The organism is Halomonas salinarum (assembly GCF_012062845.1).
GTDB classification, from domain to species: Bacteria; Pseudomonadota; Gammaproteobacteria; order Pseudomonadales; family Halomonadaceae; genus Onishia; species Onishia salinarum.
Genome location: NZ_WWNB01000032.1, coordinates 1 through 14,519 on the forward strand (window position 1 = coordinate 1; position 14,519 = coordinate 14,519).

The 14,519-nt window shown below is 59.0% G+C and carries 8 protein-coding genes and 5 pseudogenes; 8 read left to right on the plus strand and 5 right to left on the minus strand.

The features are described from left to right. Positions 1-459 (minus strand): annotated as a pseudogene (locus HF027_RS15150) (helix-turn-helix domain-containing protein); the annotation flags it as partial. A gap of 83 nt (positions 460-542) precedes the next feature. Between HF027_RS15150 and HF027_RS15795 the strand changes: the two are divergent. From HF027_RS15795 to HF027_RS15170, 5 genes and pseudogenes are all read left to right on the plus strand, one after another. Continuing rightward, positions 543-668 carry a hypothetical protein gene (locus tag HF027_RS15795; protein WP_280730190.1) on the plus strand — a complete coding sequence of 42 codons (126 nt, stop codon included), beginning with the start codon at positions 543-545 and terminating at the stop codon, positions 666-668. A gap of 13 nt (positions 669-681) precedes the next feature. Further along, positions 682-1,035, plus strand: coding sequence for an integrase core domain-containing protein (locus HF027_RS15155; RefSeq protein WP_280730191.1), 354 nt, complete (start codon positions 682-684; stop codon positions 1,033-1,035). A 185-nt stretch (positions 1,036-1,220) separates the two neighbouring features. Continuing rightward, positions 1,221-4,715, plus strand: a complete 3,495-nt coding sequence (locus HF027_RS15160) for a DEAD/DEAH box helicase (RefSeq protein ID WP_168017085.1) — start codon at positions 1,221-1,223, stop codon at positions 4,713-4,715. Between the two features lie 353 nt (positions 4,716-5,068). Then, positions 5,069-5,281, plus strand: a pseudogene (locus tag HF027_RS15920) (HipA domain-containing protein); the annotation flags it as partial. Between the two features lie 23 nt (positions 5,282-5,304). Beyond that, positions 5,305-5,790, plus strand: a complete 486-nt coding sequence (locus tag HF027_RS15170) for an Rpn family recombination-promoting nuclease/putative transposase (RefSeq protein WP_280730192.1) — start codon at positions 5,305-5,307, stop codon at positions 5,788-5,790. Positions 5,791-6,075: 285 nt separating this feature from the next. On the opposite strand, the gene HF027_RS15175 is transcribed toward HF027_RS15170, so the two are convergent. From HF027_RS15175 to HF027_RS15185, 3 genes and pseudogenes are all read right to left on the minus strand, one after another. Next, the gene (locus HF027_RS15175; RefSeq protein ID WP_168017087.1) at positions 6,076-6,264 is read right to left on the minus strand and encodes a CsbD family protein; all 189 of its coding nucleotides are present in this window, start codon (positions 6,262-6,264) and stop codon (positions 6,076-6,078) included. A 159-nt stretch (positions 6,265-6,423) separates the two neighbouring features. Continuing rightward, positions 6,424-7,635, minus strand: a complete 1,212-nt coding sequence (locus HF027_RS15180) for an NAD(P)/FAD-dependent oxidoreductase (protein ID WP_168017089.1) — start codon at positions 7,633-7,635, stop codon at positions 6,424-6,426. A gap of 134 nt (positions 7,636-7,769) precedes the next feature. Then, positions 7,770-8,449 (minus strand): annotated as a pseudogene (locus HF027_RS15185) (transposase); the annotation flags it as partial. Between the two features lie 260 nt (positions 8,450-8,709). Here HF027_RS15185 and HF027_RS15190 point away from each other — a divergent pair. After that, the gene (locus tag HF027_RS15190) at positions 8,710-11,064 is read left to right on the plus strand and encodes a catalase (protein WP_209316472.1); all 2,355 of its coding nucleotides are present in this window, start codon (positions 8,710-8,712) and stop codon (positions 11,062-11,064) included. A gap of 30 nt (positions 11,065-11,094) precedes the next feature. Then, positions 11,095-11,301 (plus strand): annotated as a pseudogene (locus tag HF027_RS15710) (DUF421 domain-containing protein); the annotation flags it as partial. 19 nt (positions 11,302-11,320) lie between these two features. On the opposite strand, the pseudogene HF027_RS15200 reads toward HF027_RS15710, so the two are convergent. After that, positions 11,321-11,680, minus strand: a pseudogene (locus HF027_RS15200) (ISAs1 family transposase); the annotation flags it as partial. Positions 11,681-11,966: 286 nt separating this feature from the next. Here HF027_RS15200 and HF027_RS15205 point away from each other — a divergent pair. Beyond that, positions 11,967-13,709: a mechanosensitive ion channel family protein gene (locus tag HF027_RS15205; protein ID WP_168017091.1), complete on the plus strand. Its 1,743-nt coding sequence runs from the start codon at positions 11,967-11,969 to the stop codon at positions 13,707-13,709. Positions 13,710-14,519: the final 810 nt, after the last annotated feature.

Consider the following 14,519-nt stretch of genomic DNA (forward strand, 5'->3'; position numbering starts at 1 on the left):
GGACAAGTCCAGCTCACCCAGCATGCGGCCGACGTAGTGGTGCACGATGCGCCACAAGCGCTTGTCGGAGATCTCCAGTTGCCGGGAGACGGCCAGCACCGGCATCTCCTTGACCAGTGACATGGCGTCCTGCTCGAACTACAGGGTGAAGTCGCTGCCGGGCCGTGCCCAGGGCACTTCGATGCGCTTGACGCCATGCTCGGGGCACTTGGTGCGAGGCACTCGCGCATGCAGGTAGCAGTGGTGCTGAAAGAAATTTAGGTGCCGCCAGGTCTTGTCGGCGAAGTCATGGGCCGGGCAGGCCTTGCCGCACTCTGGGCAAGGGTAGAGGCTTCCCCGCTCGGCCTCGACATAGAGATCCAGGCGGTGGGGTGACACGGAGGTATCCAGGTGTTGGTCCTTGAGGATCCAGGGCGCTTCCAGGCCCAGGCCGAGGGTCAGAATCTGGGTGGCGTCCATGCCATGCCTCCTGTTCAAGTGGAGGTCATATCCTGGCCCAGATCAGGGGGCGAATTCCACACCCAACGACGAAGAGCCAGTCCATGGCCAACAGCAGCGGGGTCATCCAGCGCGCCGTGCTGCGCGAGGGCTGCATCAAGCGTTACATCATTCGTGAGGTTTATCGTCTTCTGCGGTATGGCCCCCAAGTAGCTGAATACGCGACTTGACAGATATAGGAGCATCAACGCCTTCTCGGAGTCGCTGTTCAGGACCTGCAAGTACCGGCCCGACTACCCGATGGACGGCTACGAGAGCCTGTCAGCGGCGCAGCAGTGGGTGACCGGCTTCGTGCACTGGTACAACCACGAGCACCGCCACAGCGCCATTCGGTTCGTCACCCCGGGTGAGCGGCATGCCGACCAGGATGACGAGGGGCTGGCCAGGCGAGACGCCATCTATGCCGAGGTGAAACGACAACATTCCGGTCGGTGGAGCGGTGCCACCCGCAACTGGACGTCGCGCCGAACGGTCTGGCTGAACCCAGACCAGGAAGACCCGCTGGTTCAACGCGATCAGCGATTAGAAGCCGCCTGATTCCATGTTCCAACAAGCTTGACAGGCATCGCTCGTGTCAGGGACCAACGAAAGTTGGGCGGCGGTGAGCCCGAGCGGGAAGGAACGCGATCAGCAGGAGACGATCTGAAACTCCCGTAACGGTTGTCAATTCATGACAGCTTCGGTCCAATAGATGTTTTAGATTTTGACCTAGAGGCGTGTCCGTGTCCGGTGCTCTTTTTACAAACGATTCCCTGGCGTTGTTCATCGCGCTGATCCAGAGCGATTGGCAGGGCTGCTTCGATGGCGGAGCGCTGCAGCGGGGTCTCCGGTATGCCAAACAGCAGCGCGTGCTGGAAGACTTGGACCTGCAGCGCCAGAAGGAGCGGGTGGCACTGAGCGGCAACGTAGAAGGCAGCCACAAGCGGCCTTATCAGACTCGGGTCGAGATCGACGTGTTGAGTCAGGATGGAGCGTTGACGACGGACTGCAGCTGCCCCGTGGGTGTTGGCTGTAAACATGCTGTCGCACTGATCCAGACGTTTCTCGATCAACTGGGTCATGGAAAAGACACGTCATTCGAGGCGGATGCGCCATCAAGCGCGGATGAGACGAGTGTGCTCAAGCAACAGTGGGATCACTGGATTAGTCAATGGGAGCAGACCGCGACGTCACTGCCTGAGGGAAAACTCGTTGGCGCCGAGTATCGACTTGGACTGTTTTTGGATGGCGGCGGTCGATATGCCGATACCTCCACGTTGACGGTGACTCCCGTATGGCTGCGACCATCCAAGCAACGCAGCCACAGGAGTGGCTGGGTCTCTCCGCGCGCCATCGAGGTCAGTGCCTCGGGGGAGTTATTACCGGCTCCCGAGGCGGGCTGGGTGACTGAGCAGGAAGACGCGATCGATCTGTTGTTGCACGGCAAGGTCGAGATGCCCTGGACGAGCGGTCAGTCTCCAAGGGCGCTGATATCGCAACCGTTTCAGGCGCGGGCTCTATGGGCATTACTAGAGAGCGATATGCCGCCGCTATTGTTTTACGGTAAGCAGACGGGACCTCAGCTGGAGTATGGGCCAGGGTGCCGTTTGGTGCCCAGCTGGCAGGTAGATGAACAGGGCGTGCAGCAACTTCAGGCGTCGACGACGCCGTCGGACATACTCTCCTCGGAGGCGATCATCCTCAGGGCCGGTCGCGAGCTCTGCTATCTCGATCCCGAGCGCGGCCGGTTTGGCCGAATGGACGGCGATCCTGGGCTGTTGGCCATGCTACACCGGGCACCGTCGGTACCACCCGAAATCAGTGATTGGCTGGGAGAGCGGTTGCGTCAGTCGGAAAGGGTGGGGGAGTCACTTCCGGCGCCGAGCCAGGTATCTGAGCAGACGTTGGACGACGTGGCACCGCGATTGAAGGTGACCATGACAGTGGCTGAAGGCCAAATCGGTCTCCGTCATGGTGCGCGGTTGCCGCGCTGGATACAGGCAGGGGCGGCGGTCGTCGGCTTTGACTATGACGGGATCGAGGTGCCACCCGAAGAAGGCGAGGTCGCTAAGGGCTTCCGAGACGGTCAGCGGCTGACGATGACGCGCGATCCTCAAGCGGAGCGAGCCTTGGTGCGCGATCTGCCACCAGGAATGGTGACGCTGGAGCGGCTGATCGACATCGATGCGGTCCCCGACTACCTGGAGCTACCGCCCTGGACGTTGCTGCTGCCTATCGATGGCACGCCTCCGACCAGCGCCGTGGAGTGGCCGACCCACCTGGCGGCACCCGATGGTTGGTGGGATATGATCGCCCAGCTGCGTCAGGCGGGTTGCCTGGTCGTGCTGAGCGATGACTTTCCTGAGGAGCCAGTCCGCCTTGAACCGGAGAGCTGGCATGGCGAACTGGAGCCAGCGGGCAATGGGTGGTTCGATCTGGCGCTGGATATCGAGGTGGCAGGGGAGCGGCTGAACCTGCTGCCGATCCTGCGTCAGCTCCTTGCGCGTGAGGATTTTCCGCTGGAAGCAAGTGAAGGGGAAGCGGAGGATGCGACGTGGACGCTGAGCCTGCCGGATAACCGGCAGCTGGTGCTGCCGCTAGCCAAGCTGCGGACGCTGATGGCGCCAATCCTCGACTGGCTGGGGGATGAAAGCGACCCCGAGGCGGCGCTCGAGCTGCCGCTGACAGCGGCTGAACAGCTTGCGCCCTTGGCTGAACATGAACGCTGGGCAGGGCGCGAGAACGTGACCGCCTTGGCTCAACGCCTGCGTGAGCTCCCCGTCAGCTTGCCCCAGCCACCAGGCTTTGCCGGAGAGCTGCGTGACTATCAGGCCCGTGGCGTGGCCTGGCTGCGCTTCCTCTCCGAGCTCGGCACCGGTGGCATCCTCGCCGATGACATGGGGCTCGGCAAGACGGTTCAGGTGCTGGCACATGTACTCGATGAACGTGCCCGTGGTGCGCTGGAAGGGCCAGTGCTGATCGTGGCGCCGACCAGCCTGGTGGGTAACTGGTGTGCCGAAGCCGCACGTTTCGCCCCGAATTTGAAGGTGATCGCCTTGCAGGGCAGCAAGGTCCGGCGTCACCAGCTGATCGAGCAGACCCTCCCCCAGGCCGACCTGGTGGTGACCACCTACCCGTTGCTGATTCGCGATGTGGCCTTGTTGAACGAGCAGGCGTTTGGTCTGTTGGTGCTCGATGAGGCTCAGGCGATCAAGAATGCGGCGAGCCAGACAGCGCGCGCCGTGCGCGAGCTCACCGTGGAACGAGCGCTGGCGATGACAGGAACGCCGTTGGAGAACCATCTGGGCGAGCTGTGGGCCCAGCTCGATGTGGTGGCACCGGGGGCGTTGGGCAGCCAGCAGTGGTTTGGGCAGCATTTTCGCACCCCGATCGAGAAGGACGGCGACGTATCGCTGAGCCAGAGCCTTTCGCGGCGCATCGCGCCGCTGATGCTGCGCCGAACCAAGCAGCAGGTGCTGAGCGAGCTACCTGATAAGACCGAAACGCGTCGCGAGATCGCGCTGACCGGTGGCCAGCGCGATCTCTATGAGAGTCTGCGCCTGGCCCAGCACCAACGGGTGCAAGAGGCCATCGCCGAGCGTGGCCTGGCCGGTTCCGGTATCGTGATGTTGGATGCGCTGCTTAAGCTGCGTCAGGCCTGCTGTGACCCTCGCCTGGTCAAGCTGGACAGCGCGAAGGAGGTGCGCCGCTCAGCCAAGCTGGAGCAGTTGCGTGAGTTGCTGCCGCCGCTGATCGAGGACGGGCGCCGCATCCTGATCTTCTCGCAGTTCACCGAGATGCTCGGGCTGATTGGCCAGGCGCTGGAAGACAACCACATCCCCTACACGACTCTTACCGGCGACACTCCGGGCAAGACCCGCACCCAGCGGGTAGCGCTGTTCCAGCAGGGCGAGGTCCCGGTCTTCCTGATAAGCCTCAAGGCCGGCGGCACCGGTCTCAATCTCACCGCAGCAGATACCGTGATTCACTATGATCCTTGGTGGAACCCTGCGGTGGAAGCTCAGGCGACCGGACGTGCTCATCGCATGGGACAGCAGAATCCGGTGTTCGTCTACAAGCTGGTATGTGCCGGCACCGTGGAGGAGCGCATTCTCGACCTGCAGGCGCGCAAGGCGGACCTGGCCGCCTCGATCCTGGAGGGCGGTAGGGAACAGAAGAGCGATGGTCCCCTGTTCGATGAAGAGGATCTGGCGTTACTGTTCGCGCCAGTGGAATAGTTGGTGTGAGAAGTCCGTGTGAACTCTGCTCAGAGGGGCAGTCGTGACATAAGCGGTATCCGTGCCTGGCGGGTTGGTCGGGCTTAATATGCTGCTGGAAGGCCATACTAAGGCCAGCTGCGTAATTGTGACCTTCTCCCCAGAAGCCGGTCCACCGGGTGAGATCTCCGCTACGTTTACCCCGATAGCAGGAGGTCTCGCGATGACTCGAAACCGTCATTCCGAAACGCGGATCATCACCGTCCTTAAGGCCCACTTCAGGGGGGCGCCTCGATCGCCGAGCTAGCCCTGCTGAATGGCGTGACCGATTACTGGGTAAGGGCAAAACGGCAGCCCTATTCAATATCGCATAGGTGCTCGCCGCCGAGACTAGCGATCCCGATATCGCTGAATTCATCCGGGGTCTTGTGTTCTGCGTTCTGACGGGAAACGGCGATATGCACATGAAGAACTGGTCACTCATTTATCCCGAACGGCAAAACGCCTCACTCGCGCCGGCCTATGACCCTGTCTCGACTATCCTCTATATCCCCAACGACGATATGGGATTCAGGATCAGTGGGACCCGCGCATTTTCCGAATTGACCACCTGCTCAAGACCCATGTCACGACGCAGCGCCAAGGGTTGCCACCGGTGCTGCCCATCGTGCTTTACAACGGCTCGGATCGCTGGACGGTACAGCAAGATATCTACGGCATGGTACAGCCGGAACCACCAGCTTTTTTCCGGGTCTATCAGCCGCACCTGCGATACTACCTAATCGATGAGGGCCGCTATACTGCCGAGGAACTAGGGCGGCGGCAGACCCCTCTGAATGGGGTGTTCGGTATCGAAAACGCTGTGGGCAGTCGAGCTGCCCTACAACGGGCCGTCGATCGGATTGTGGCGATCATCCAGAATGATCCTCACAAGGAACGCACGGACGCCATCATTACCCGCTGGTTGAAGCGCCATCTTCAATGGCTCGGGGCTGGCGTTAACCTTGAGCAGTTCAACAGCTTGGTGGAGGATAGAGACATGCTGGCAGAAAATCTGGAAAACTGGGCGAAGAAAGAACGGCAGGAAGGTCGCTAGGAAGGTGAGCAACTTCGTGCCGAACAGACGACCTGTAACCTTATTCGGTTGGGTGTGCTGACGGACGAACAGATCGCGGAGGCGACGGGCCTTGCTCATGATCAGAGTCTCCTGGTCGGTCTGATCAGAGCTTAGCGCCTGGTCCGAATTTCGGGGGCCACTTCACTTGACGTTGGGCATGGTACTGTCTGGGTGAATGGCGATATTCGCTATATTGCCATGCAGGTCAGTGGTTTAGAAGCGTTTCAGGGGGCTGGTCTCACGGATTCAGGGTTGTGTTAAATCCTATTGCTTTTCCTTCTTGCTATCCTTGAGATCGCCATTGACATCGCTTAATACGGCTCCAGCCTTGCCACTATGCTTCTCGGCTTTACCCTTGTATTCCGTACTTTTGTCACCGCTTGCTTTGCCGGCCACTTCCTTGGCTTTTCCCTTCGCCTCGTTCGCACGGCTTTCGACTTGATCCTTATTCATAAGCTGAACTCCAGATAATGTTTTCGCTTGGGTTCTGCCTATTGCCGTGAACTCATGGCATGAACTCATGCAAAGGCAGCGTTAGGTTCACAAGTTAGTTGAAGCTCGAGGTTTGGTCTGTGCGTTATCTAACGTATGCGAAGCTCTGTTTTTTTTGGTTCATCCCAAACGGGTAAAGGCAAACAGCTCGGTCAATGGATGCGTGCGGTTTTCGATCTGCGCGCGCAGCAAGCCGGCGCCGAGCATGCTGTAGGTGATGCCGTTGCCACCGTAAGCCAGCGCGAATAGTACGCGCGGACCGTATTGAGGGTGCTGACCGAACAGCGGCAGTCCGTCGCTGGTTTCAGCAAACGTGCCCGCCCAGGCAAAGGCCGGTTGTGCGTGTAGGTGAGGAAGCAAGCGGGCGACTTTGCGCTGCAGTGTTGCCGCCTTACGGTCGACCATGCGATCCCGACGCTTCGGGATGTCCCTTTCGTCGTCTTCGCCACCGACCAGAAGCCGTCCGTCGCCGGTTGTGCGCATGTAAATATACGGCCGGGCGGACTCCCACAGCAGCGAGTTTGCCAACCATCGAAGCTCAGCTGGATCGACGGGGTCGGTAATGTAGGCGTAGCTACTGAGATTTTTCGCCACGCGCTTATGCAACCAGTATTGGGATTCATAGCCACTTGCGATCACGGCATGTTTCGCCCTGACCGTCATGCCGCTTTCGGTGGTGAGTTCTACCGCACCTGCGTGCTCCGTGAGGGCGGTTACCTCCGTGCGATCAAAAACACGTGCCCCCTTTTGCTGCATCCTTTCCAGCAGTTTTGAGGCGAGCCGGTAGGGATCAACCCGGGCGGCCTCCGAGCTGAGAATGGCAGCGGGGGCGGTCAACCCGTACTCCTCCTTGAGCGCGGCGCGACTCAACCAGCGAACCGGAAAGCCGTGCTGTTTGCGCCAGGCAAACTCCTTCGCCAGGCGTGAGTGATCAGGACGGTTGCTGGCGTAGTACAGGCTTTCGCAGGTGGCATAATCGACATCGCCGATCTCTTGAGCCAGTTCGCCGATCTCACCTATCGCGCTCAAGCTAGATTGGTAGGCCAGAAGCGCTGAGGCCTGGCCGTAACGTTTGGCGAGCTCTGTCGCGTGGGTATCGATTTCATACTGCAGCAAGGCGGTGCTGGCCGAGGTGCTGCCCCAACAGACATCGCGTTGATCGACCACGACGACATCGTGACCATGGCGAGTTAACTCATCGGCGATCAGCGCCCCGGTGATACCGGCGCCCATTACCACTACATCGCAATTCACGTCGGCATCAAGCTGTGGGAAAGCCACCATCAGGCCATTCTTGACGGCCCAAAACGGATGCCCGCTTTTTAAATCCATCGCCGACTCCTTACCTATCATGTGTGGCGTATGTGTCCGGTAGCGTCACCGTCGACAATGACCTCGGCTTCGCGCTCAAGGCGCCGGCGGTCTTGAACCAGCATCCCGTTGGCTTCCGCCAGCGCCAGGATCATCTCCACCTGACTCTCGGCTTCAGCGACGACCGCGGACGCTTCACGTTCCTCGGCTCGTGCTTCGATCTTGGCCTCGGCAATCGCCGCCAGGCGCTGTTCGCGCCGGGCAATCTCGGCAGGGATGTCCATGCCATCGGCGGCGCCTTCCTTGTCCGCCGATTCAGCCCTTTGGGTCAGCGCCTTCACCTCGGCCTTGAACTGGGCCTCCAACTTCTTGGCATGGCCATACGACAGTGCTTTGTGCTTGCTGGCGTTGGCCTTGAGCTTGGTGCCATCCAGGGCGATGGTGCCGAGCTTGAGCAGCTTCATTTCGCGGGCCAGCAGCAGCACCTGGACGAACAGCTGCTCCAGTTCGGGCAGGAAGCGCCGCCGGAAGGTCGCCAACGTATCGTGATCGGGATGAGTATTGGCGGCCAGGTAGCGGAAGGCCACCGAATCATAGGTGGCACGCTCAATCTTGCGACTGGCATACACCCCGGTGGCATAGCCGTAGACCATCAGGCCCAAGGGTGATGCGCCTTGTGTCCCCGGCCGGCATACCGACGAGTCAGAGCCGAGAGATCCAGCTGCTCGACCACCTCCACGACGAAACGTGCCAGATGGTCGTCGGGCAGCCACTCGTCCACGGAGGGTGGCAAGAGAAAGTCGGTCTGGCGGTCAACGGGAATGAAGCGGCTCATGGCGGCGTTCCAGTGATGGCGGCATGAGGGGGGATTAACCCATAACATCGAAAACCCGACAGCCTCCTAGTTTGACTGAGCACCGAGTGCTTCTGTCAGCTTCACCCGTCGGCGTTAGCCGCGTCAGTGCGCTATCGCACCAAGTGCAAGCGTTCGTTACCGAACGGACAGCGCTTACCCGTAGCGTGAAGATCCACTAGGGCTTATCGGTACGAGCAGCCTCTCGATGGTCCACATTCCCCGCTTACTCGGAGAACATCATGGCTACAGAAAAGAAAGTGCTCAGAACTAACGACGTCGTCGCGAAGCAGGGCCTGGCAAGCGATGATTTCGTCGCTGCGATGCCCCATAACCGGACGAAGGCGCTTGAACACGGTCGCGACAACGCCGTGGCGCCACCGGCCGGGGAGACGGTGAAGCCGGGCTCCAGTGAGTTGACGGCGAGCACGACAACTGAGGAGGTCGGGACGACAAAAACTGGCGGTCCAGCAGCGCTCGGCACGAACGAAACCATCGCGCCGCTCGACCAGTTCAAAGTCGACCCCAGCGACCAACCGCTGACGACCAATCAGGGGGTTCGCATTGCCGATAATCAGAACACCCTGAAAGCCGGGCTGCGTGGGCCATCGTTACTTGAAGATTTCATTCTGCGGGAAAAAATTACCCATTTTGATCACGAGCGCATCCCCGAACGTATCGTCCATGCCCGCGGTTCAGCCGCGCACGGGTACTTTGAAGCTTATGACGCGCTGACCCAATACACCCGCGCCGCGCCGTTCGCTGAGAAAGGTAAAATAACGCCCGTGTTTGCGCGTTTCTCCACCGTGGCTGGCGAACGCGGCTCAAAAGACACCGCCCGCGACGCCCGTGGCTTTGCGGTGAAGTTCTATACCGATGAAGGCAACTGGGATCTGGTCGGCAACAACATACCGGTGTTCTTTATTCAGGATGCGATGAAGTTTCCCGATCTGGTCCACGCCCTCAAACCGGAACCCCATCACGGTATGCCGCAAGCGGCGTCTGCCCATGACACCTTCTGGGATTTCGTGTCGCTCATGCCGGAATCCACTCACATGCTGATGTGGGTAATGTCGGATCGTGGTATACCGCGCAGCTATCGAATGATGCAGGGCTTTGGCGTGCATACCTTCCGCTTGGTCAACGAACAGGGCGAATCGGTATTCTGCAAGTTCCACTGGACGCCGATGCAGGGCACGTATTCACTGGTCTGGGACGAAGCGGTGAAGATATCCGGCGCGGACCCGGACTTTCATCGGCGGGATCTATGGGAAGCCATCGAAGCCGGCGAGTTCCCCGAATGGGAGCTGGGTCTGCAGATATTCACTGAGGAACAGGCCGAGAGCTTCAGCTTTGATGTGCTCGACTCGACCAAAATCGTGCCGGAGGAACTGGTGCCGGTCACGCCGGTCGGTCGTATGGTGTTGAACCGTAACCCGGACAATTTCTTTACGGAAACCGAGCAGGTTGCATTCTGCACGGCCCACGTCGTGCCTGGCATCGATTTTTCCAACGACCCTTTGCTTGCTGGTCGTATCCACTCCTATTCCGATACGCAGATCACCCGGCTCGGTGGCCCCAATTTCCACGAAATCCCCATCAACACGTCGCTTGCGCCGGTACAGAACAACCAGCGCGATGGTTTGCATCGTCAGGCGGTACATCGCGGGCGTGTTGCCTACGAACCGAATTCCTTGGCCGGTGGCTGCCCATTCCAGGGCGGAGCCAGCCAAACCGGACCCAGCGGATTCGTGTCTTTTCCCGTTACCAATGCCGAAGACAAAGTCCGTGGCAAGCCGGAAAAATTTGCCGAGCACTATGCCCAAGCTACCCTGTTCTTCAATAGTCAGTCGGCGGTCGAGCAAGCGCATATTGTGGCCGGGTTCCGCTTCGAACTGAGCAAGGTCGGCGTGCCCGCCATCCGTGAGCGAATGTTGTCCTCGCTGGTGAATGTGTCACCGGACCTGGCCGCCAAGGTCGCGGATGGTTTGGGTATGGCAGTGCCTGCTGCTATGCCGAAGGCAATGGAGAACCCCGAGCCCGCTGAAGTGAACCAATCCCCGGCCTTGTCGATGATGTCGCTACCGGGCGAAGGCGGCGTTCGAACACGCCAGATTGCCGTATTGGTCGAGGACGGCGTTCACTATGCGTCGCTTGCTAGCCTTCATAGTGCGCTTACCGTTGCGGGGGCCGTGGTGCATTTCGTGGGGCCAAAGGTAGGCTTATTTGTCGGCGTCGGTGATTCTGGCGATAAAACAGGCGAGGAAATAGAAGCGGACAAATCGATGGAGAATGCGCCGGGGTTTTTGTTCGATGCGCTCGTCATACCCGATGGCAGTGAGGCGGTCCAGGCGCTGGTGGATAACGGCGACCCAATGGAGTTCGTCAAAGATCAGTTCAAGCACTGCAAAACGATTCTTGCGCTGGGTGCCGGGCGGAAGCTGCTGGAAATGGCGGGCATCGACTCAACCGCGGGGCAAGACCCGGGCATCTTGATAGCGGATAGCGCCGATGCAGCCGGAATCGCGCCCACCTTAATCGATGCCGTGGCGGCACATCGCCACTCCTCCCGTGAAATAGGCCCACCAGCTAAATGATGCTGCCTGGCTGTCGGTCGGAATAAACAGATGCTGTTTAGTGGATGGGATAGTTTGTTCCGCACCCTGGTAGTCGGGGTGCTGGCTTACGTGGCTCTCGTGGTGTTCCTTCGTATGTCGGGGAAGCGGACACTCTCCAAGATGAACGCCTTCGATCTGGTTGTGACCGTCGCTCTTGGCTCAACCTTGGCGACCATCCTGCTGGCCAAGGATGTCGCTTTGGCCGAAGGATTGTTGGCTTTCGCCTTGCGCAGGCCTTGGCCGACCGTCGGCTGGTCTTGCCATCCAGTGCAACGACCTGTGGCGAGACGCTGGGCAAGATGCCTTCTACCCAGCGGCGGAAAGCCGCCTCAAACTCGTGTGGATCCATCAGGCCGAAGAGCCGGGCGAAGGTGTCATGCGACGGGACCCCATTGGGCAAACTGAGATATTGGCGGAGCCAGGAGAGCTTCTCCTTGGCCCAGAGTTCGATCTCTTCAAAGGTGTCGGTGCCCACGAGGACGCCGCAGACGGCGACGGTGAGCAGGTCGGGCAAGGGGTGCTGCACCTTGCTGGGACGACGCGGATCGGTAACGCTTGCGAAGATGTCCAGGATCGGCACAGCAGTCTGGGGCATTGCATCCTCCGGCCAAATGCCCAGCTATATCGAATCATCCTTTATGATTCAATTGCGAACGAATCTCGACGTGCGATTGCCCAGACGGTTCACCATGGACAGGCTGCGCTTTTTTTCAGTCGGTTTAAAGAGCGCTTGTGGGTTAAGCCGCTGGTCCTTTGCGTGCTGTCTATTGGTGGTACCTTTATCGCCTTGTTGGCTGACAATTTGGGGCTTTCCACGGTGGTGCCCGAGGGGAGAGTGTCGGCATCGGCTTCACGGATTCAGGTTCAATAATAAGGCCTCTATGAAAGCAAAACGCGCGTGGCCCGTATGGTTAGTGTTGATCGTGACATTAACCTTTTCTAGTCTCTGTACGGCGCAAACTCAAGAGGAAGAAGGCGGGGGTGAGAACCGCCAGTGGTTCAGCGTTGATTCCATCAATGCCGGGCTCGGCGAAGCCCCCGAGGAAGTGAGCCGGGTAACGCCTAGAGAGGCGGTCCGAAGCTTTCTGAATTTAAATGACCAAGAGGAGTATGAGGCGGCCGCCCATGTGCTCAACCTCGCTGAGTTCTCTGAACAGGAACAGCGCGAACAAGGCGCTGAATTAGCCCGCCAGATGGCGGAGGTTCTCAAGCGTGGCGAGTGGTTGAGTGTATCGGACCTCCCAGGGCGTGAAGACGCCATGATAGTAGACGCCTCGGGCCAATCCCCCCGGGCGGGCGAAGTACGCCGCAGCGTTGAATTGGCGTCGCTCAGTACCCGCGGCGAAACTTACGCTATTCGGCTAGGCCGATACCGTGTGGGTGAAGAGGAGCCGGTGTGGCTGATCATGCCCATCAGCGTGACGTACATTCCGTTGCTCTATGAGCGATTCGGCCCGTCGATGCTGGAAGAATATATCCCCGAGCGATTCCAGGGCTCATTTGGCCTGCTGAAAATTTGGGAGTGGATCGCCATTCCGGTGTTTCTGCTTCTCAATGTGTTTGTCGGCTGGCTGGTTTGTCGGTTCATCGGGTTGCTGGCGAAATGGCTGCCTTCCGGGGGGATAAGCATTTTTGCTGACCAGATTGGCGTACCCATGGCGCTGGTGGTGGTGTCGCTGGTCACGCAAACGTTGCTGGATTATGTGGTGTCATTTTCGGCGGTGGCGACGACGACCTTTCGTGTCGTACTGATCAGCATTTTGGCCTGGGGCATCGGGACCATCGCCTTGCGCCTTGTGGATACCCTGATGCTGGGGATGACGCGGCGTTTGGTCGGCGCAATCGATGACACCGATTCCAAGGATGATCGCAAGTTTCTCACCACGCTTTATGCCCTGCGCCGAATCATTATTCTGATCACGGTGACGGTCGTGACGGTCTATATCCTGGGGAAAATTCAGCTGTTTGAGACCCTGGGTATGTCGCTTTTGGCGTCTGCCAGCGTGTTGGCGGTACTGGTGGGTGTTGCCGGTCAGGCAGTGTTGGGCAATATTGTCTCGTCGTTTCAGTTGTCGCTTGCCAAGCCCATTCGGATTGGCGACCTGGTGATATTCGAAGGCGAATGGTGCTATGTGGAAGGTATTTTCTATACCTTTATTCGTTTGCGGGTATGGGATGATCGGCGATTGATTGTGCCGGTAACGTACTTTGTTACTCGGCCCTTCGATAACTTGTCGGTCAAGGGCATCAAGATGTACCGGTCTTTGACGCTTACCCTTCACCTAAGCGCCGACATAGAGGTATTGAGAGAAAAGTTTTTAGAGGTCGCCAAAGAGGAAGACGACATTATTGAGCACCATAAGCTGCTGTGCTATGTCACGGAGCAATCCGGAACGGCACAAACCGTGACCTGTTATTTGATGACCACTGACCCCATGTCCGGATGGACTGCGGAAATGCACGTGCGAGAAAAACTCTTGGCGTTCATCCGCGACCATCACCCCGACTGGTGGCCAAGAGAGGTGGTGGTTATCAGCCATCAGGATATTGCCCGGAGCGTAAAAACCAAGGACAAGCGCTCAGGTGAAGCCCCGAGCGACGAAGCCCCCGGCGAGAAATCTTGATGCGGCCATCTGCGGTCTGGGGTAAAGCCATTACATATATAGCAGATATAATAACCTTAAAGACCGTGTATGAAGGCAGGGACTGTTTCAGGCTCCACACTCCCTGCGGTTTGCAGCCGACAGGCGTACCAATGTCTGAAACCACTCACACACCAACTTGCAAAACGCTGAATACGATCCCGCTGGTTATCGCCTTCTGCGGCGTAAGAACGTTAAGTAAATGACTGGCAAAAGCCGGAGGACTCCATATACGTAGACAGCGAGCGAATAGGCCGTGTGATTGAGCACCGAAATTATTGTTTATGTGACCGCCGACAGTTTTGCTGCCCTGGAAGGCAACATTGACCCGCTCAACTGGCTTTGCGGGTAAAGGTCACCGGTGTCGGAGAGCAGGGCATGTTCGCACAAGGGTTTCCCAGGAACCTGGGAGGCCCGTCTTTCTCCTCCGAAGGCAAGAGAGCAGGCGGGGGCTGCCTGTCCCAAAAGCTCCAGGCCCAGTGCTGTCGTGCCTGATGGTGCTGGGATCGAAGTGTAGGCACTTAGGGGGTACGGCCAGGCGATCACAAGGAGCCAGCCGGACGGAAAGGCGGGAGTCGGAGTCGCTCATAGTACTGGGGAAGGTGGGGAACCGGCTCGACGGGACCCGCTGGAGGGAAGGGGCGACCAATCATCAGAACCGCATGGGTGTAGGGTCCCTGATAATCGAATCGCCTATAGAAGTTATCCTCTGCTAGCCGCCAGAGAGCTTCTTCAGCCATTCATTCGGGAGCAGGTTCATGGACATCAAGCTGCATAAGCAAGCCACGACAA